This is a genomic window from Skermanella mucosa, from assembly GCF_016765655.2.
In the GTDB taxonomy this organism is placed as follows: domain Bacteria; phylum Pseudomonadota; class Alphaproteobacteria; order Azospirillales; family Azospirillaceae; genus Skermanella; species Skermanella mucosa.
The window spans coordinates 173,723-191,133 of record NZ_CP086109.1; the positions used below are offsets into that span (position 1 = coordinate 173,723).

Genomic DNA, 17,411 nt, shown 5'->3' on the forward strand with positions numbered 1-17,411 from the left:
GCGGTGCACGCTTCTCCGGCAGCGTCGAATGCCGGCCCAAGAACCAAGAAAACGACTGAAATGGTATATTCAATGAACCGGCGCCGCCGCGCGCCGATGGCACGCCCGCGCTCCGTCGCCCGGCGTCAACACGGCCCGGTGCCGGGTACCGACGAGGTGCTTTTCCTGCCGCTCGGCGGCACGTCGCGCATCGGAATGAACATGGCCCTCTACGGCCATGCCGGAAAATGGCTGATCGTGGACGCCGGCGTCGCCTTCATGGGCGACGAGGCTCCGGGGATCGAGGCCGTCATGGTCGATCCCGCCTTCATCGAGGAGCGCATCGACGATGTGGTAGGACTGGTCGTCACCCATGCGCACGAGGACCATATCGGCGCGATCCATCATCTCTGGCCGCGCCTGAGCTGCCCGATCCATGCCACCCCCTTCGCCGCCCACGTGATCCGCGAGCGCCTGAAGGAGAACCGCATCGCCCGGGAAGTCCAGGTCCGGACCTACCGGATCGGCGAGGAGCTGGTGCTCGGCCCGTTCCGGGTCGAGAGCATCGCGATGACCCACTCGGTGCCCGAGCCGGTCGCCCTGGCGATCCGCACGGCCGCCGGGACGGTGCTCCACACCGGCGACTGGAAGTTCGATCCCGACCCGCTGGTCGGCCGCCCGGCCGACCTGGAGGCCCTGAAGCGCCTGGGCGACGAGGGCGTGCTGGCGATGATGTGCGACAGCACCAACTCCATGGTGGAGGGTTCCACCGGGTCCGAGGCGGATGCCCGCGACGGCCTGATGAAGGCCTTCGCCGGCCGCAAGGGCGCCATCGCCGTGACCTGCTTCGCCAGCAACGTGGCGCGCATGAAGGCGGTGGCCGAGGCGGCCGCGGCCAACGGGCGCCGGGTCGTGCTGGCCGGGCGCTCGCTGCTGAAGATTGAGAAGGCGGCCCGCGCCTGTGGCTATCTGGACGGGGTGCCCGAGTTCCTGGGCCTGGACGAGGCCGCCGGCCTGCGCCGGCGCAAGCTGGTGCTGATGTGCACCGGCAGCCAGGGCGAGGAGCGTGCGGCGCTGAGCCGGATCTCCCGCGGGGAGCATCGCTCGCTGGCCCTGCACCGCGGCGACACGGTGATCTTCTCCGCCCGGGCGATCCCCGGCAACGAGGAGGCCGTGGACGGGATCCGCACGCTGCTGGAGGCTCGGGGCGTCGAGGTGCTGTATCCGGCCGACGCCAGGGAGGCGGGAGCCACGGTCCACGTCTCGGGCCATCCGGCCCGCGACGACCTGGTCCAAATGTACGGGCTGGTCAGGCCGCGCTTCGCGGTGCCGGTCCACGGCACCCTGCCGCACCTGGAGGCCCATGCCCGGCTGGCCCGGACCTGCGGCGTCGAGCGCGCCCTGGTGCCGGAGGACGGCGACATCATCCGCCTGGGCCACGTCGGAACGGCGGTGGTCGGGCATGTCGAGCCGCGGCGCCTGGCCCATGACGGGCAGAAGCTGCTGCCCTGGGCGGGGACGCGGCCGGCCGAGATCGAGATCGAAGAGGAACATGCCGCGCAGCCGGTGCTTCTGGCGGCGTAGTGCTTGGGGAAAGAACAGGTAATGGGAAGTCAGTATCTTAATGCCGACCGGCGCGACCGCAACAGCCGCGCCCTCATCATTCATCCCGTGCTCCAGGGCGATTCGCAGACGCGCTCGCCGGAAGCCCGCCTGGAGGAGGCCGCCGGCCTCGCCCGGGCGATCGACCTGGACGTGGCCCACGCCCGCGCGGTCAAGGTCAACCGGCCGCAGCCGGCGACCCTGCTGGGCGGCGGCATCGTGGCCGAGCTGGCGGCGCTGGTCGCCGACGCCGACGAGCGGGGCGAGCCGATCGACCTGGTGGTGGTCGACCACGCGCTGTCGCCCGTGCAGCAGCGCAACCTGGAGCGGGAGTTCAAGGCCAAGGTGATCGACCGCACCGGCCTGATCCTGGAGATCTTCGGCGCCCGCGCCCGGACCCGCGAGGGTCAGCTCCAGGTCGAGCTGGCGGCGCTGAGCTACCAGCGCTCGCGGCTGGTCCGGTCCTGGACCCACTTGGAGCGGCAGCGCGGCGGCTTCGGCTTCATCGGCGGTCCCGGCGAAAGCCAGCTGGAGATCGACCGCCGGCTGATCGGCGAGCGCATCGTCAAGCTGAAGCGGCAGCTGGAGGAGGTCCGCCGGACCCGCGGCCTGCACCGCAAGGCGCGCGCCCGCGTGCCCTATCCGGTGGTGGCGCTGGTGGGATACACCAACGCCGGCAAGTCCACGCTGTTCAACCGCATGAGCGGGGCCGACGCCTTCGCCAAGGACCTGCTGTTCGCGACGCTCGATCCGGCCATGCGGTCGATCCGGCTGCCGTCGGGCAGCAAGGTGATCGTGTCCGACACGGTCGGGTTCATCTCGGACCTGCCGACCTCGCTGGTGGCGGCGTTCCGCGCCACGCTGGAGGAGGTGCAGTCGGCCGACGTGATCCTGCATGTCCGCGACATCGCCCATCCCGACACCGAGGCCCAGAAGGCCGACGTGGAGGCGATCCTGAGGGACCTGGACATCGATCCCGAGACCGATCCGCGGGTGGTCGAGGTCCTGAACAAGACCGACCTGCTGGAGCCGGCCGAGCGCGAGGGCGTGCTGGCCCGGAACGACAGGGCGACGGCGTCGGTGCCGGTCTCCGCGGTCACCGGCGAGGGCCTGGAGCGGCTGTTCCAGGTGCTCGACGGGCACCGGACGGCGGGGCGCCAGGTGATCGACGTGGACGTGGACCTGGCCGACGGGGCCACGCTGTCCTGGCTCTATGCCCGGGGCGAGGTGCTGGACCGGCGCGACGACGAGGACCAGGCCCATCTCCGCGTCGCCATGGAGCCCGCCCATCTGGCCCGGTTCGCCGGGATGACCGGGCAGGCGGCCCGCGCCTGAGGGTCGGCCGCTAGGGAACTGGTGAAAAAACCTGGCCGGGCAGTCTTGCACCGGTCCCGGGCAGGTTCCACATAACAGTTACTGTCGCAACAACAGAAAGGAGGTGATCTTGTGTCTCATTGTTCAAAGCCGCGGTCGTCGTTCACAGTGACCAAGGTCTTCGCCTCCGGCGGGATCTACGCGTAATACTGCGTCGCATCGTGGTCCTTGACCGGGCCGTGGTTTGACAATTGAAAGGCCGCCCTTCGGGGCGGCCTTTCTGTTTCGGGGCGCTACGGATGATCATGCGCACGCAATGCGGTTCGGATCGGATGATCCCGGCAGGACCGGCATCCTTCCTGTCATCCGCCACGCAGTTCCGGAGGTTGGCTGTCCGCACGAAACACGTTCAGGTCTGCGTAGGCCAGAGCAAGGTCGCATTGGAAGTCCTTCAACAGCTTCCTGGCCCGTGCCGCTGCCATTTCATTGCCTTTCCGCTCCAATCCCCTGATGGTCTCGGACAGGCGGGCGATCTGCTCCTCGCCTTCGCGGACACTACGCTCGGCCATGGCGAGCCGAACCCTTTCATACTGGTTCATGATCCTTTCTCCCGGCAGTTGGTCCATCCCGAGATCGCTGGACAAGCCGCAACAGTACAGCCGGCGATTAAGACATGATCGTCTAGATGTATATCCTCGGGACAGTGGCCATCCCGGCGCGGTGGAAGGATCGTTCCGCCGGAGCGGGCCATGCCCCTATGTCGCCGCGTGCCCTCTGCATGAAACCACGTTGCTTGCCGAGGACCCTCCCGCCGGACCGTTCGTCCGGTGAAGCTGCCATGCGGTCGATGTCTCATCACGTACTCTGAATCCAGGCAAGCTGACTTTCCCGGACGACCCGTTCATGGTTGTCGTCAAGGCTCCGGACCCGGTACAGGTTTTCCGAACCGTCCGGTGGCAGGTGGCGCACGATTTCATAGCGGCCTGGCGAAATTTCGGGGTTTGACCTACCCGGCGTGAAATCCACCACCTGTTCGACCGCGTATTTATGATCCTTGACTGCGGACAGGGGCTCGGCCGGCATCTGAGCGCGCCGGATTGCCCGACGATCGTCGCCTCGGCTGGCGGGAGGCATTTCGGCCCCCAGTCCTTGGGCTGAACCCCGTCCGACGAGAGACGCGATCACCGAAATATCCGATTGCGTCGATGGTCCCTTCCTCGTCGCGGGACGACCTCGTTCGTGTTGAGCCGTCATGGCAGTTCTCCAGGGTGTTCGGAAGCTATCCGGATGGGTCGGCATGCATTGGATCAGGACCGCCGCGCTTTCGACCCTCAAGGCGATGCCCTTATTGACGCATGGACAAAGGCAGGATGCTGTACGAAACCGCACTCTCGATGCGTCTCGGCGTCAATAAATCCTCGAGGTTTCAAAAGCCGTCGTTTCCTGGCCGCATCTTGCGGGAACCGTCAGCACGTACCAAATAGAGGTGGTTACCCACCACGATCGTGGCTGTGGGCGATTGAGAGATGTGTGTGCTCCCGCTGAACCAAAGGGGACACATATGTCTCAGATCAAGCAATCCGCTGTTCGCAACCGGCTCCTGGCCGCCCTGCCGCCCGCCGACTTCGGGCGTCTGGCAAATCTACTGACACCTGTCTCCTTGCCGCTGAAGCAGGTTCTCCTTGAAGCGGACGAGCCGATCGAGGTCGCCTACTTCGTCGAGACGGGCATGGTGTCGAACCTGGCCTATCTGGTGAACGGCGATGCCATCGAGATCGGACTCACCGGGTCCGAGGGCATAGTCGGGGCACCGCTCGTCCTGGGCGTCGATACCGCGCCCGCCGGGGCGCTGGTCCAGATGGAAGGCACGGCCCTGCGCATCGGCGCGGCGGCCTTCAGGCAGGTATTCAACGAGAGCGAGGCGTTGCGCACCTGGCTGCTGCGCTATATGCAGGCGCTCTACACCCAGGTGTCGCAGACGGCCGTGTGCAACGGCAGCCATTCACTCGAAGAGCGTCTGGCCCGCTGGCTGCTGATGGCGCATGACCGCGCGGGGGGGGGGGGGATCAGTTCCCGATGACGCACGAGTTCATGGCGATGATGCTGGGCGTGCGCCGGGCCGGCGTGACCGTCATCGCCGGCTCCCTGAAGCAGGCCGGCCTGATCAGCTATACGAACGGCAGCATGACCATCCTTGACCGTCCGAGCCTGGAGAGCGCCTCTTGCGAGTGCTACGGCATCGTCCAGCGGCATCTCAAGCAATTGCTCGGGTAGTGATCTGCGCATTGGTGTGGGTGAGTCGAATTCTCCCATCTCCGGTACGGTAGCGTACAATCATAACCGGTTCCTCGTGCTCTCCTATGCACGGACAAACTGCTTTCAGGAATTTTCCTCCCTGATCTGATGGCCATCCGAGCTCCTGCGGGTGGCCATTTTTTTGTTGCAAGGCTATGGCACAGGACGGCATTTCCGCTTGATCATCTTGACGGCCCGATCTATCTGGCCGATCAGGCATGGCGGCTTCCACCGGGCGGAAGCAAATACCTCATACACACCTTCCGGGGCCTTGGTGAGGCGTATCGGAATGCCGCCCCGGCGCAGCGGGAGGAGCGGTCTGGACGGTTACGTGGTTCGTATGACCACGTCCTGACATAGCTCTCCTCGGTACCAGTCCTGCTGCTGCCGGCGGTTGACAGGAAGGAATGCAGCCTGGTTTGGCGTATGATCGTGCGTGTTCCATGGCGTCACCGCCTATCAACGCTCCAGCGTGTCACGGATGACAGATGCGGTGCATGAGTTCGCGGTATTTCAGGAGGTCGGCGGGAAGATCCTGCCGGTCTACGGGCCTGCCGTGCGGCTCGACCTGCGGGAGGTCTTCAACTTTGGCAGTTGCGACGGCGTGTTCGGCGGCCGGGCAAGCTGCACGCGGGTCATCATGAACGACGGGAGCGTCTATGCGCTCGACGTTCCGGAGGAAGCGTTCAGGGCCATGATAGATGCGGTCGAATGATGCCCGGGTCTGGTCCCGGGCACTCACAGCGGTCGGTGCGGACCGAATTCCCTATTCATCCCGACCCTCGCCGCCGAAACGGGTGACTCGGTCAGGGGTGCACTCGTTCGTCCCCTTGCCGATCTCTTCGATGTTGGGTTTACGGCCGGGCAGGCACGGGGCCGGCCGAGTTCCCACGGCTCCTCCAAGCAACGGCTTGTACGCCGGCACCGGGCGGGAAGGGGCCTTTTTCAGGGACAGGGGATCCCAGTCCGGCGGGGGGACCACCGAGCACGACGATGTCATCAGGGTGACGCAGAACAGGATCGAGAAAAGCCTACGCAAGATACTTCATCCGGAACAATCATGTGATCGAAACTCTGAGGGCGGGGCGGTTCCCCTTCGCCGATGTCCGCGCCACCCCTTCAATGTCTCGTCACATGCTCCTGTTCCTGAAATTCATGTTCGGCGATGTTCAAGCTTGCTGGCCCGATTGATTCTGAAGGGCAGCCGTCGGCAAGGAAGGGCCTGTCGGGTCACCAGCGATACCGCAGCCCGGCGGTCACCGTCCTCTCGTAGCCATAGGCGCACCACTCGCCGAAGTAGCAGGACGCGACATATTCCTTGTTGAACAGGTTCTTGGCGTTGAGCGAGACCTCCGCCCCTTCCAGCTTGGGGGAGAGCGACCCCAGGTCATAGGTGACCGCCGCATCGACCAGCGTGAAGGACGGCACCTTGAAGGTGTTGGCCGCGTTCACGGTGCTGCCGGTGTAGCGGACACCGCCGCCGAGGCTGAGTCCTTCCAGGGCCGAGCCTTCCGGCATCCGGTACAGGGCCCAGCCCGACGCCTGGTGGCGCGGCACGGCGGCAAGCCGGAAGCCTTCCCGCCCGTCGTTGTCCTCGGTGTATTCGGTATCGAGGAAGGTATAGGCGCCGATGACGTCCAACTGGTCGGTGACGGCCATCTTCGCTTCGAGCTCGATGCCGCGCGACCGCGCCTCGCCGCTCTGGACGGAGAATCCCGGACGCTCCGGGTCGCTGGTCAGCAGATTGCTGCGGGTGATTTCGAAGGCGGCCGCCGTGAACAGGCTGTCCGTTCCCGGCGGCTGGTACTTGACGCCGACCTCGTACTGGGTTCCTTCCTCCGGGTCGAAGAGGTTGCCGGCGAAATCGGTCCCGCTCTGCGGATTGAAGGACTCGGCGTAGCTGACGTATGGCGCGATGCCGTTCTCGAAGACGTAGGTCAGGCCGGCGCGGCCGGTCAGCGCCTGGTCGGACTGGCTGGCCTCCCCGGCTGCGGTGGTCCGTTCGGTTTCCACCCAGTCATGGCGGCCGGCGAGCGTCAGCACGAAACCGCCGAACCGGATCTGGTCCTGGAGATAGATCCCGTACTGATTGCTCTTCAGGTCGGTGCGGCTGGTGTCCGGCCGGACGATCGGCTGCCCGTAGACCGGCGCGAAGACATCGATCGACGGCGCCACGCCGAAGCCGGGGGTGTAGTTGCCGTCCAGCCGCTGATAGTCGAAACCGGCCAGGACCGTGTGCTGGACCCGCCCGGTGGCGAGGCGCCCCTGGATCTGATTGTCGAAGGTATAGGAGTCCATCTCCTCGCGCGAGGTCGCGACGCCCCGGTTGAGGGTGCGGAAGTCCGGCTGGAGGCCGTTGGCGTAGACGCTGTCGTAGTCGGCCTCGGTGCGCAGCCAGCGGCCGTTCAGGCGCAGGCTCCAGGTGTCGTCGAACCGCTTGTCGAAATCATAGGCGACCGATGTCTGCGTGCGGTCGAACTTCTCGAAATCCGGCTCGCCGTCATAGAAATCGACCGGAATCCTGCCGAACGGGTTGGGCAGCACCGTTCCCTGGGGCGGCACTCCGCCATAGGAGTTGGACTTGGGATCACGCTGATAGAAGCCGAACAGCGTCAGGCCGGTATCGGCGTCCGGGCGCCAGGTGAAGGAGGGCGCCAGGGCGACGCGCTCGTTCTCGGTCGTGCGGAACTGGCCGTCCTCGCTGAGCCCGACGGCGCTGAGGCGATAGAGGAACTTGCCCTCCGCGTCGATCGGGCCTGAGAAATCGGCCGTGCCGCGCAGGTGGTTGCCGGTGCCGAATTCGAAGCCCACCTCGCCTTGGGGCGTCGCGGTCGGCCGCTTGCTGACCTGATTGATCAGGCCGCCGGCCGGGGACTGGCCGTAGAGCACCGACGTCGGCCCCTTCAGCACCTCCACCCGTTCCAGCAGGAAGGGATCGATCTGGGGCGCCGCGTAGTACAGCGACTGGAGCTTCAGCCCGTTCCAGTAAGTGTCGGCGTCGAAGCCGCGGATCGTGAGCTGGTCGTAGCGAGTCGATACCGCGCCGCGGGTTTCCGGCGTGACGCCGGCGGTATAGCGGACGATCTGGTTCAGGGTCTGGGCGTTCTGGTCCCGGATCTGGTCGGCGGGAATCACCGAGATGGACTGCGGCGTCTCGATCAGCGGCGTATCGGTCTTGGTGCCGGTCGCCTGCCGGTTGGCGACATAGCCCGTGACCGGCGTCAGCGCCGTCTCTCCCTGGCCGGTCACGGTCAAGGCCGGCAGTTCGACCGGCGCATCGGCCGCGCTCGGACCGCCCTCCTGGGCACTCGCCAGCGCCGGCACTATGAACCCGGTCAGCACCAGGGCGCCCAGCGCCGTCCCCTTCGGCCGCCGGCCTCCAACTCCTCGTCTGCGCACTCTATGCCCCCACTTAATAAGAATGCGACTTACTCTCATGATGTCGGGCAGAAATGCAAACGATTCTTAATATCATGCCGAGGGATGTCGGAAGGAGTGGGGGTGGGTCGCGATGGGTAACCGGGAGGGCGCCCGGGAGAGCGTCCAGGAAAAGATGAAAAAATCCCGGCCTTGCAGGCTTGCACCGGTTCCGGGCGGGTTCTACATAGTAGTCACTGTCGCAACAACAGAAAGGAGGTGATCTTGTGTCTAATTGTTCCAAGCCGCGGTCGTCGGTCACAGTGACCAGGGTCATCGCCTCCGGCGAGACCAACGCGTAATACAGCGTCTATCGTGGTTCTTGACCGAACCGTGGTTTGACAATTCGGAAAGGCCGTCCTTCGGGGCGGCCTTTCTTCTTGTGCGGCGCAAGGAATTGACATCGAGGGCAAGAGAAAAGCCCGCGCCACGGGCGGTGGCGCGGGCTTGGAGTTTTCGGTTTCGTGCAAGACCATGTTCCCAGCGACAGGAAAGCCGGGACACACATTCCGCAACAGGCCGCGGGGCGGCGATCACGCGGTCTCGTCGGGTATAGGCGGTCCGGGTATTCCGGGCTTTCCTGGTTGGAGCGTCCTCGCCCGATCGCCGTCAGCGAATGGGCGGGGCGTACATCAGGCCGCCCTCGGTCCACAGGGCGTTGAGGCCGCGTTCCAGCTTCAGCGGGGAGCCCTGGCCGAGGTTGCGTTCGAACAGCTCGCCATAGTTCCCGACCTGCTTGACGATGTTGTAGGACCATTTCGCATCGACGCCGAGCATTTGGCCGGTGTCGCCGGAAACGCCTACGAAGCGCTGGACGTTGGGATCGGGGTCGTCCAGCCGCTTGTCGATGTTGTCGGAGGTCAGGCCAAGCTGTTCGGCCTGGATCAGGGCGAACACGGTCCATTTCAGATAGTCGAACCACTGGTCGTCGCCATGAACGACGGCCGGGGCCAGCGGCTCCTGCGAGACAAGGTCGGGCAGGATCACATAGTCGTCGGGGTTGGTGGCCAGGGTGGCGCGCACCCCCGCCAGGCCCGACGCGTCGGTGGTATAGGCGTCGCAGCGCCCGGCGAAGAAGGCGGCGTTGATCTCGTCGAAGGCCTCGATCACCACGGGTTCGAAGCTGATCTGGTGGCGGCGGAAGAAGTCCGTCAGGTTCTGCTCGGTGGTGGTTCCGGGCTGCACGCAGACGGTCGCGCCGTCGAGTTCCGTCGCCGAGGTGACGCCCAGCGACTTCGGCACCATGAAGGCCTGGCCGTCATAGAAGGTGATCGGCCCGAAATTGAGCCCGACCGCGGTGTCGCGGCTGAGGCTCCAGGTCGTGTTGCGCGAGAGCAGGTCGACCTCGCCCGACTGGAGGGCGGTGAAACGCTGCTGCGGCGACAGCGCGGTGAAGGTCACCTTGCTCTTGTCGCCGAACAGGCCGGCCGCCAGGGCGCGGCAGATGTCGGTGTCGATCCCCGACCAGCTGCCGGTGCTGTCCGGCGTCGAGAATCCGGAAACGCCGGTGCTGACGCCGCACCGGATCGAGCCGCGCTGCTTGATCGCGTCGAACAGCTGGCCGGCCTGGGCGGGCACCGGGGCCGAGGCCAGCAGGAGCGCCGCCAGCGCCATCATGGCCGGCAGGCACCGGGCACCTGGCGCCGGGGCGGCGCGCTTCTTGGTCTGGGCGAACATCGGGGCTCTTCTCCTCCTCCTGGACTGAACGGCTCTCCCTTAACGGGCGGGAGGGCGGTTCGGGGCAGGGAGGCGGCAGAAATCAGCCCCGGCGGGTTCAGTCGTACCGGCGGGGTCAGTCGTAGTAATAGTCGCGCGTGTAGGCTTCCTCGTCGTCGTAATCGTCGAAATCCTGATCGCGCGTCCGATAGGACGAGCCCTGGGTGCCGCGGGCCAGCAGGGCACCGAGGACGAGCCCGGCGGCGAGGGCGCCAAGAAGGCTGGCCGTCGGGTTTTCCCTCACGAACGATTCCGCCGTGCTCAGGCCGCGCCGTCCCTGGTCACGCGCATAGTTGCCGGCCCGCATGGCGTTCAGCCGGGCGCGCTCCGCGATCTCGTTCGCCTGGTCGCTGCGTCGCTGGTACTGGGAGGCGACGCTGCCGGAGCGGATGCCCGCGTCGCTTCCGGAGGAAGAGGCGGCGGGCGAAGAGGTGGTCAAAGGAGCGGACGAGCGGGGCGGCAGGCTGGGCTCGACCACGCCGCCGATGCCGCTGGAGCCGGACATGGTGCCCGTGCCGGTGCCCGTGGCGGGGCTGACGGGGGATCTGGCGGCCGGGGTGGGCGCGCCGACTTCTTCCGTTCCGGTTTCCAGGACTTTCTCGGCGGACGGCCTTGCCGTCTCCGTGGTCGCGGCGGAGGCCTTGTCCGGCTGCGACGTGGCGGGCTTGGTGGTGGTTGACGGCGTCCCCGCGGAACCGGTCATGGGCATTCCTCCGATGTTTATAAAGTCTGTGCGGACAACAGGGCGGGGCGACGGTGGTTCCGTAGCCACCGTTGCGATGCCGACCGGAAGCAGCCAGCCAGGAGTGCCTTGGCGAGAAAATCACTCTGACCCTATTTTGTTTGGCGTATTGGATGGCCACTTCACACCGTTCGGCCGCCGATCCGGAGGATTGCCGTTATGTTCGTGGAGCGATCAGGGTGAGGCCGGGAAAGTAGCTCTGGTAGCGCTGAAGGTCGCGGGGCAAGAGAGCCATGCCGGAAACGGCGGCATGGGCGCCGATGAAGAAATCGGGTAGGACGCCGGTGCGAGTGCCGCCGGCAGAGCGGTACCGCTTGAATGCCTTGCCGGCGAGGAACAGTGCGTCGCGGGGTATTTCCGTCAGAAGGATCCCGGACTCATCGAGAACGGCGTCCAGATCCTCAATCCTTTCAAAACGCACCGACAATTCCGCATAGATGACGCCGTTGATCGCGAGCGGCCCCCGGAAGCTTGCGGCATCCAGTTGCAAAATCGACCAATCCGCCCAGGCGGGATCGTCGGTGACGATATCCAGCAGGACGTTGGTATCGATCAGTGTCATCTCAGCCTTCGCCGCGCGTCAATGCCATGATCTGGTCGGTGGTAGGGCCGGGTCCGGCGCGGCCACGCAAAGCTTCGAACCGCCTCGCAGGGTTGGAGGCATCCACCTTTACCAAGACGACGCGACCGTCTGGGTCCAGCTTGAAATCCACCATGCTCCCGGGTTCAATGCCCAGACGATCGCGGACCAGCTTTGGAATGGTAACCTGTCCTTCGATGGTTACGGTGGTAGCCATGGCTCGCTCCGTATTACCTGCACATAGGTTGGTATCACATAGCATGCACGACATTTTCCAGCCAGTGGGTTGGAGCCTCGAGATGCCGTGCGGTTTCGATTGTCGCATCGCGCCGACTGGTAACTTTCAGGTTAGCAAGTATCGAAAGTACATATATCCGCACTATCCTAGAGTATTTAACCGATCAAGTTTATCATTGATGTAATATCGCTGCGGGGAAACAAAAAGTAATAATTTGGACTGGGTTCCCTCGCAGTAGAAAACGAAGATCCGAAATCAATGAGGCTGAAGAAGAAACTTTGAATTCGGACGCCGTCTCATTTTGCAAGAAAATCTAGAATTGGAACATCATAATCATAACGACAGTACCATAAGAAAGTGATTGCTCACCTCCCTGACAACCGGTAACGCATTGATACCGCTGGATTTGGGCGACGCTCCGCATAAGCGGTATCAAATAACGATTTGCCCTGCTCTTCGGCGGATCAGCTGATCAAGTAAAACAAATACTTGTGGCGAGACCAGCCGCGAGCCGTTACTTCACTATGGGGTATGGCTGCAGAACCCGAAAACCAGCATAGTTTCAGCATGTTACCGGCTAAAGCCAGGGGGGTGAGTAGTTACATAAGAAAACTCCATCCCTATAGATGAGAGACGAAGAGGAGCTTCGGGGATGCGTATGCCGGCATGGTTCGGGACCAGGCTTTTCGATGCGCTCGGAACCCTGGTTCTTCTCTCCCTCCTGGTCCTGTCCGGTGTCGCCGGCCTGCCGTCGGCTTCGCGGGCGACGCCGCCTCCGGGCTTCGTGAACGAGGTCTATACGACCGGGCTGGACCAGCCCTTGCAGGTCGTGCCGGCTCCGGACGGGCGGATCTTCGTCGTCCAGAAGGCAGGGATTATCCGGGTCCTGCCGACGGGTTCGCCGACGCCCCTTGCCCAACCCTTCCTGAGCATCACCAACCTCTATACCGAGCACGAGGCCGGCATCCTCACCATGGCCCTGGCACCCGATTTCGCGACGACGCGGCAATATTACGTCTATTACACCAGCCTGACACCGAAGCGGAACAGGATCTCCCGGTTCACGGCGAGCGGGAACACGACCTCCCTGGCAACGGAAACCGTGATCTGGCAGGACACGGTGGACGCGTCGAACGCCCACCATGGCGGCGGGATGCTGTTCGGCAACGACGGCAAGATCTACCTGACCACGGGCGACCAGTTGACTCCGGCCGACTCCCAGCTCCTCACCAACACGCGGGGCAAGGTGCTGCGGATCAACCGGAACGGCACGATCCCGGCGGACAATCCCTTCCACGACGGGGCGGGACCGAACAAGGACGAGATCTGGGCCTACGGGCTGCGGAACCCCTACCGCGCCAGCATCGATCCGGTGACGGGGCGGATCTTCATCGGCAATGTCGGCGGCAATCTCCAGGCGACGGCGGTGGAGCAGGTCCACATCCTGGCGCGCGGCGCCAACTACGGCTGGCCGACCTGCGAGGCGAGCTGCGGCCCGGGCGTCGCCGCTCCCCTTTACGCGTACCCCCATGACGGCGTCCAGGCCGCGGTGATCGGCGGCTTCGTCTATCGCGGACGGCAGTTTCCCGCCGAATATGTCGGCAGTTACTTCTTCGCGGACTATGCGCGCAACACGATCAAGCGCCTGACCGTGGACGCGATGAACCAATTGACCGGAGTCTTCAACTTCGAACCGGCCAACGGCGCCATAAACGGGCCGTACGGCAATATCAACGACCTGGCGATGGGCGTTGACGGGGCGATCTACTATGTGGATTTCGCGGGTGGCCAGCCGGGCGCGGGCAAGCTCCGGCGCATCCGGGCGACCGCGAACCAGCCTCCCGTCGTCGTCGCGTCGGCCAGGCCGCAGGCGGGCGACGCACCGCTCACGGTGGCCTTCTCCAGCGCCGGGTCGTTCGACCCGAGGGGGGCCAGCCTCACCTATTCCTGGGATTTCGGGGACAATTCCAGGTCCACGGCCGCCAACCCGTCGCATACCTACAATGTCCGGGGACCTTACAGCGTCCGCCTGACGGCTTCCAACGGGACCAATTCGGTCGTCTCGGACCCGATCACCATCAATGTCGGCGTGCCGCCGGTCGCGACCGTCACGGCCCCGGTCTCCGGCGCGCAGTTCGCCGCCGGCGACACGATCACCTTTTCCGGTACCGGCAGGGACCCGACCCTGGGCAACCTTCCCGCCGCAGCCCTGGAGTGGACGGTGAGTTTCCGCCACGAGGGCCATGTCCATCCCGTGGTCAGCGGCCTGAAGGGAACGACGGGCAGCTTCGCGATCGGCAGGACGGGGCACGACTACACCGGCAACACCTCCTACGAGATCACGCTGACGGCGACCGGGGCGAACGGGCTCAAGGCGTCGCAGACGGTCTCCGTGTTCCCGCGGAAGGTGAACCTGAGCTTCGCGACCGCGCCCGCGGGGCTTCAGCTCAGGGTGGACGGGATACCCAGGACGACGCCGTTCGTCCATGACACGCTGGCGGGGTTCCAGCACGTGATCGAGGCGCCGCCGCAGACCGTCGCCGGCACGCGGTACACCTTCACGCGCTGGTCGGACGGCGGGGCGGCGTCGCACACCATCACCGCGCCGCAATCGGCCGCGACCCTGACGGCGACATATTCCGCCGTGGCGGTGCCGGCCCTGGTCCTGCGGCTGCCCTTCGACGAGGGATCGGGGACGACAGCCCTGGATGTCTCCGGGCAGAGGAACAACGGCACGCTGGTCAACGCGCCGACACGGGTGGCGGGCCGGATCGGGAGCGGCGCCCTGGCCTTCAACGGGACCAGCCGCCATGTCCGGGTCAACGGATCGACGTCGCTGAACAAGGCGCGTCAGGCCATCACGGTCACGGCCTGGGTGCTGCGCACGGCGAACCAGACGGGGTGGCGCGCCATCGTCTCCCGGCAGGAGGGGACCGGCGGAGGGGATCACTTCATCCTGGGCTTCAACAACAACAATTTCCGCTGGCTGGTGAAGACCGGCACGGTCTCGGCGCAGCTCGGCGGTGCCGCCCCGCTCAACCGTTGGATCCATCTGGCCGGGACCTACGACGGCTCCACGGTGAAGCTCTATGTGGACGGGGTCCAGCAGTTCTCGACGCCGCTGACCGGCACCATCGCGGGAAGCACCAACCCGATCATCATCGCCGGCAACATCAACGCCGCCGGAGCCGCGCCGGGCGAACTCTTCCTGGGGCGGATCGACGAGCCCCGCATCTACGACCGGGCGCTTTCCGCGTCGGAGATCGCGGTGCTGGTGCAGGGCGGCAGCTGAGGGGCGGCAACCGGGGGGCGGGAGCCTTCAGGCGGCGTCCCTCAGGTCCGATCCGCAGGCGCGGAGGAAGGCGTTGATCTCCCGGAAGGCGCCGACTTTCCGGCGGGCCTCCTCGTTGCCGGCGAGGAAGGCTTCGATCTTCCCGATCAGGGCGGGGTGCAGCTCGCCGTCCACATAGGCGCCGAGCATCATGTCGTCGATATGATCGTTCATGCCGTTCCTCCCGCCGAGTGTCTCGCTGGTGGGGAAGGATGCGGGCTTATGGTTAATTAATGATTAACGCGAGATTCGGGTTTGCGCGACGGCCTCGCGGGGATCGCCGGATCAAGCCCGGCCATAGGCAACAACAGTATCCCCGACACAACTGAAACAGCGGAGCGGTCCGGAGGACGTCAGGGGGAAACATGGCCCCGGTAGGTTCTCCCTCAAGCCGGCATGCCGGAGGGGAGAATGAAGGAGATCGTCATGGAAACGTCATTGGCCGCGCGGAGAGTGTTCGCGGCGGAAGCGGCGGAGGAGGGCCGCCGGGGACCGCGCGCAGTCCTGCTCGTCTTCGATACCCTGAGCCTGTGGCGGGAGCGCGCCCGCCAGCGGCGGCAACTGGCCGGGCTGCCGGACCATATGCTGAACGATATCGGCATCAGCCGTGCGCAAGCCTGGATGGAATGTGACAAGCCGTTCTGGAAAGGGTAAGTGGGGAATAAACCGCCGCCTGGGCCGTCATCCCGGCAGCCCGTCCCGAATGCCGAGAGGTTTCCGCCATGCCCTTGCCCGCAGCCCTGTCCGGCCTCCGCGCCGCCGCGATCTTCGCTGCCGTCCTGCTGGCGGCGGGGGCCGCGGCGTCCCACGAGGGAGCGACCGGCGTGGTGGCGCAGCGCATGGACGTCATGAAGGAGATGGGCCGGCACATGAAGGCGCTGGGCAGCATGCTGTCGGGCAAGACCGCGTTCGACCAGGAGACGGCCCGGCGGCTGGCCGAGACGATGCACGAGCATTGCGAGCACGTGATGCACATGTTCCCGCCCGGCAGCGACGGACACCATTCCGAGGCGACCAGGGCGGTGTGGGACCGGCGCCCCGAGTTCGACGACCGCATGCGCAGGTTCGACGAGGCGGTCGAGGACCTGGTGGCCGCCGCGGCGTCCGGCGGGAGGTCCGAGCTACAGTCCGAGTTCAAGCGGGTGGGCCAGGAATGCTCCGGCTGCCACGACGGTTTCCGGCAGAAGAAATCGCACTGACCGGCGGCAATCCGTTGCCTGTTTATGACGGCCGTAGACATGGTCCGTCAGCCTCCCGCATACCTCCTCGTCTCGATTCCCGGGTCCGTCCCGGTCGTGTCAGGCGCGATCGGCGGACTGGACGATCTCCTGCCGCAATTGGTCGACCTTCGCGCCAGCCCACTGCCGGGCGTCATCGCCGAACACGAGCCGCGATGGCGCCTCGCCCTGCGAAGCAAGCGCCACGATCCGCGCCGCGAGCAGTTTCGGATCGCCCGGCTGGTTGCCATTGGCCCCCTCCACGAATGCGCGATACTGCGCGATCGCCTCGGCATAGTCTGGAATGTCGATGCTGCCGAATCTCGCCGACTTCTGGTCCATGAAGTCGGTGCGCAGCATCCCCGGCTCGACCAGGAGCGAGCGGACGCCGAACGGTGCCAGCTCCTGCGCAAAGCCCTCCATCCATCCCTCGACCGCAAACTTCGACGCTGAGTAGACCGTCCCTCCGCCATTGGCGACCAGCCCGCTCACCGACGAGATCGTGACGATGAGGCCTGAGCGACGCTCACGCATGTGGGGGACGACCGCGCGCGCGACGTTCATCGTGCCGAACAGGTTGACCTCGAATTGACGCCGCACCGCGGCATCGGTGAACGTCTCGAAGAAGCCCAGTTCGGCATAGCCGGCATTGTTGACCAGCACGTCGATCGCACCGAACCGCTCGGTAGTCTTGGTGGCAACCGAGCGCGCGGCTTCGGCATCGGTGATATCGAGTGCGAGGACGTGCAGCCGATCCTGCTCGCCCCCGAAGGCATCGCGCACCGCGTCGGCGGACCGCGCCGTCGCCACGACCGTCTCGCCCGCATCGAGCGCCGCGCGCGTGATCTCGCGTCCAAGTCCCCTGCTTGCGCCCGTCACCAGCCAAACCTTGCCCATCGCCTGCTCCTGGTCGCCCATACTGTCGCTGGCTAGGTAGTCATGCTAAACAATGGAGATAACAGGCTAATCAGTCATAGGCC

Annotated in this window: 17 protein-coding genes; 8 read left to right on the forward strand and 9 right to left on the reverse strand. The window is 65.5% G+C overall.

The genetic code is table 11. The features are described 5' to 3' along the window. The first annotated feature begins 60 nt into the window (after nucleotides 1-60). A complete protein-coding gene (locus JL100_RS35680; RefSeq protein WP_202685051.1) occupies nucleotides 61-1,563 on the forward strand; it encodes a ribonuclease J in 1,503 nt (500 codons plus the stop codon). Between the two features lie 21 nt (nucleotides 1,564-1,584). Next, nucleotides 1,585-2,916 carry a GTPase HflX gene (gene hflX / locus JL100_RS35685; protein WP_202685052.1) on the forward strand — a complete coding sequence of 444 codons (1,332 nt, stop codon included), beginning with the start codon at nucleotides 1,585-1,587 and terminating at the stop codon, nucleotides 2,914-2,916. Between the two features lie 341 nt (nucleotides 2,917-3,257). On the opposite strand, the gene JL100_RS35690 is transcribed toward hflX, so the two are convergent. Both JL100_RS35690 and JL100_RS35695 read right to left on the reverse strand, forming a co-directional pair. Then, nucleotides 3,258-3,494 carry a hypothetical protein gene (locus JL100_RS35690; protein ID WP_202685053.1) on the reverse strand — a complete coding sequence of 79 codons (237 nt, stop codon included), beginning with the start codon at nucleotides 3,492-3,494 and terminating at the stop codon, nucleotides 3,258-3,260. 256 nt (nucleotides 3,495-3,750) lie between these two features. Beyond that, nucleotides 3,751-4,149 carry a hypothetical protein gene (locus tag JL100_RS35695; RefSeq protein ID WP_228421766.1) on the reverse strand — a complete coding sequence of 133 codons (399 nt, stop codon included), beginning with the start codon at nucleotides 4,147-4,149 and terminating at the stop codon, nucleotides 3,751-3,753. 307 nt (nucleotides 4,150-4,456) lie between these two features. Here JL100_RS35695 and JL100_RS35700 point away from each other — a divergent pair, with 307 nt between their 5' ends. The 3 genes from JL100_RS35700 (at nucleotide 4,457) to JL100_RS35710 (ending at nucleotide 5,905) form a co-directional block, all read left to right on the forward strand. Beyond that, nucleotides 4,457-4,975: a Crp/Fnr family transcriptional regulator gene (locus tag JL100_RS35700; protein WP_228421768.1), complete on the forward strand. Its 519-nt coding sequence runs from the start codon at nucleotides 4,457-4,459 to the stop codon at nucleotides 4,973-4,975. Next, on the forward strand, nucleotides 4,972-5,169 hold the full coding sequence (locus JL100_RS35705) for a helix-turn-helix domain-containing protein (protein WP_228421770.1): 198 nt from the start codon (nucleotides 4,972-4,974) through the stop codon (nucleotides 5,167-5,169). Before JL100_RS35700 ends, JL100_RS35705 begins: the two co-directional genes overlap by 4 nt. Before the next feature lie 457 nt (nucleotides 5,170-5,626). Then, on the forward strand, nucleotides 5,627-5,905 hold the full coding sequence (locus JL100_RS35710; RefSeq protein WP_202685054.1) for a hypothetical protein: 279 nt from the start codon (nucleotides 5,627-5,629) through the stop codon (nucleotides 5,903-5,905). A 515-nt stretch (nucleotides 5,906-6,420) separates the two neighbouring features. Here JL100_RS35710 and JL100_RS35715 read toward each other — a convergent pair. From JL100_RS35715 to JL100_RS35735, 5 genes are all read right to left on the reverse strand, one after another. Continuing rightward, entirely contained in the window at nucleotides 6,421-8,589 is a 2,169-nt protein-coding gene (locus tag JL100_RS35715) for a TonB-dependent siderophore receptor (RefSeq protein WP_228421772.1), read from the reverse strand. A gap of 627 nt (nucleotides 8,590-9,216) precedes the next feature. Next, on the reverse strand, nucleotides 9,217-10,284 hold the full coding sequence (locus JL100_RS35720; protein WP_202685056.1) for an amino acid ABC transporter substrate-binding protein: 1,068 nt from the start codon (nucleotides 10,282-10,284) through the stop codon (nucleotides 9,217-9,219). A 115-nt stretch (nucleotides 10,285-10,399) separates the two neighbouring features. Then, complete coding sequence (locus tag JL100_RS35725; RefSeq protein ID WP_202685057.1) at nucleotides 10,400-11,026, reverse strand: DUF883 family protein; 627 nt, start codon at nucleotides 11,024-11,026, stop codon at nucleotides 10,400-10,402. A 196-nt stretch (nucleotides 11,027-11,222) separates the two neighbouring features. Next, nucleotides 11,223-11,627, reverse strand: coding sequence for a type II toxin-antitoxin system VapC family toxin (locus tag JL100_RS35730; RefSeq protein WP_202685058.1), 405 nt, complete (start codon nucleotides 11,625-11,627; stop codon nucleotides 11,223-11,225). A 1-nt stretch (nucleotide 11,628) separates the two neighbouring features. Next, nucleotides 11,629-11,862: an AbrB/MazE/SpoVT family DNA-binding domain-containing protein gene (locus JL100_RS35735; protein WP_202685059.1), complete on the reverse strand. Its 234-nt coding sequence runs from the start codon at nucleotides 11,860-11,862 to the stop codon at nucleotides 11,629-11,631. Between the two features lie 673 nt (nucleotides 11,863-12,535). On the opposite strand from JL100_RS35735, the gene JL100_RS35740 reads away from it, so the two are divergent. Beyond that, the gene (locus tag JL100_RS35740; protein ID WP_202685060.1) at nucleotides 12,536-15,175 is read left to right on the forward strand and encodes a PQQ-dependent sugar dehydrogenase; all 2,640 of its coding nucleotides are present in this window, start codon (nucleotides 12,536-12,538) and stop codon (nucleotides 15,173-15,175) included. Nucleotides 15,176-15,202: 27 nt separating this feature from the next. Here JL100_RS35740 and JL100_RS35745 read toward each other — a convergent pair whose 3' ends face one another. Then, entirely contained in the window at nucleotides 15,203-15,388 is a 186-nt protein-coding gene (locus JL100_RS35745) for an anti-sigma factor family protein (protein WP_202685061.1), read from the reverse strand. Between the two features lie 237 nt (nucleotides 15,389-15,625). Between JL100_RS35745 and JL100_RS35750 the strand changes: the two genes are divergently transcribed. Continuing rightward, nucleotides 15,626-15,868: a DUF1127 domain-containing protein gene (locus JL100_RS35750; RefSeq protein WP_228421775.1), complete on the forward strand. Its 243-nt coding sequence runs from the start codon at nucleotides 15,626-15,628 to the stop codon at nucleotides 15,866-15,868. Between the two features lie 68 nt (nucleotides 15,869-15,936). Next, on the forward strand, nucleotides 15,937-16,413 hold the full coding sequence (locus JL100_RS35755) for a c-type cytochrome (RefSeq protein WP_202685063.1): 477 nt from the start codon (nucleotides 15,937-15,939) through the stop codon (nucleotides 16,411-16,413). Between the two features lie 99 nt (nucleotides 16,414-16,512). Here the strand turns inward: JL100_RS35755 and JL100_RS35760 are convergent, their stop codons facing one another. Beyond that, on the reverse strand, nucleotides 16,513-17,328 hold the full coding sequence (locus JL100_RS35760) for an SDR family NAD(P)-dependent oxidoreductase (RefSeq protein ID WP_202685064.1): 816 nt from the start codon (nucleotides 17,326-17,328) through the stop codon (nucleotides 16,513-16,515). Nucleotides 17,329-17,411 lie beyond the last annotated feature (83 nt).